Annotated in this window: 2 protein-coding genes; both read left to right on the top strand. The window is 45.1% G+C overall.

What is annotated here, in order from left to right; genetic code table 11:
- On the top strand, positions 1 to 706 hold a 706-nt coding region (locus A3738_RS17705; protein ID WP_068763745.1), incomplete at its 5' end, for an enoyl-ACP reductase.
- Between the two features lie 98 nt (positions 707 to 804).
- Positions 805 to 1,585 (top strand): alpha/beta fold hydrolase (locus A3738_RS17710; RefSeq protein ID WP_068763746.1); only part of this gene is annotated, 781 nt, incomplete at its 3' end.

Below are 1,585 nucleotides of genomic sequence, written 5' to 3' on the forward strand. Positions count from 1 at the left end.
TCGTGAAGGCGCTGAAATTGCACTGACTTACCAAACAGAGAAGCTGAAAAAAAGGGTTGTTGATTTTGGGAAAAAATGGAACAGCCAATTAATTCTTCCCTTAGATGTATCTGACGATGCGCAAATTGAAGCCGTTTTTGAAGAGATTTCAAAGCAGTGGGGTTCTATCGACATTGTGGTGCATTCAGTTGGTTATGCGCCTGCTCATGAACTAGAAGGCGATTATGTTGATGCGACCACTCGTGAAGGATTCGCTATCGCCCATGATATCAGCGCCTATAGTTTCGTTGCGCTCGCTAAGTACGCACGTCCTTTGATGAGAGAAAAAGGCGGTTCATTGCTTACATTAACTTATCTTGGCTCACAACAGGTCGTTCCGAATTACAACGTTATGGGCCTTGCTAAAGCGAGCCNTGAAGCCAATGTTCGTTACATGGCGAATAGCTTGGGCGCAGATGGTATTCGCGTGAATGCTATCTCCGCTGGTCCGATTCGAACATTAGCTGCTTCAGGAGTTAAAAACTTCAGAAAAATGTTGAATGAAACCGCTAAGCAAGCCCCATTGAAGCGCAATGTTACTATCGAAGAAGTGGGTAATGCGGCTGCATTTATGTGTAGCGACTTAGCGAGTGGAATTAGTGGAGAGATTTTGTTCGTTGATGGCGGATTTAATACCACCGCTATGCATCCTTTGGACGATGCCTAACTAAGTTAGCTAACGTAAACAGCACTAGTTCACTGAATAGTCTGCTAGTTTGCGTATGCTTACGGTTTTACTGGGAAGTTAGAGAGAAACAACTGCGTATGTTTCGCATTTTAAAAGTTGCGCTAGTCACTTTGAGCATTGTATTGCTTGGCGCGTGTACGAATATGAAGGGTGCATCTAAATCCTCGACTTCTCTGACTAGTTTTCTAGGTTTTTCGGAATTACCTGATTGGTACATCACTTCCCGCTATACCTATCCTGACTCAGACTATCGCGATAATGACTTTGGCTTACCTGTGCATTTTCGTGATGTAGGCGAAGGCGATACCATTGTCCTTATCCATGGCGAGCTTTCCTCTGTTCACACATGGAACCGCTGGGTCGAAATACTTCGCCAAGAATTTCGTGTTATCGCGATTGATTTACCTGGCTCAGGTTTAACGGGGGCACCACGCTGCATTCGCTCACCAGAAGATCTATGTCCTGAAAACTTAAGTCGTGATTACCTGAGTCATACCCTCACCTACCTAATTGAAGATCTCGAGCTCCGAAACTTTCATTTAGTCGGTGCTTCTTACGGCGGATATTTAGCTGCACGTTACGCTATAGACAACTCAAATAAAGTAAAAACTCTTACTTTGGTATCGCCTCTTGGCATGCAGCAAGAGCCCCCTTTCATGGTCCGATACTTAGATAATACAGGCCTACTTTCCGAGTATTTTCAACCATCAACGATCGTTACCACAATGGTAGATGATTTTTACGCCAATCCAGAAACAATCACCCCCGACACCCTCCAGCGTTACATCCATCTTTTGCAAGGCACAGGAGCGCATGCGACAAATGTACGTCACGCCAGCCTAGCGCGCGAGCTGATGG

The sequence above is a fragment of the Oleiphilus sp. HI0066 genome (assembly GCF_001635725.1).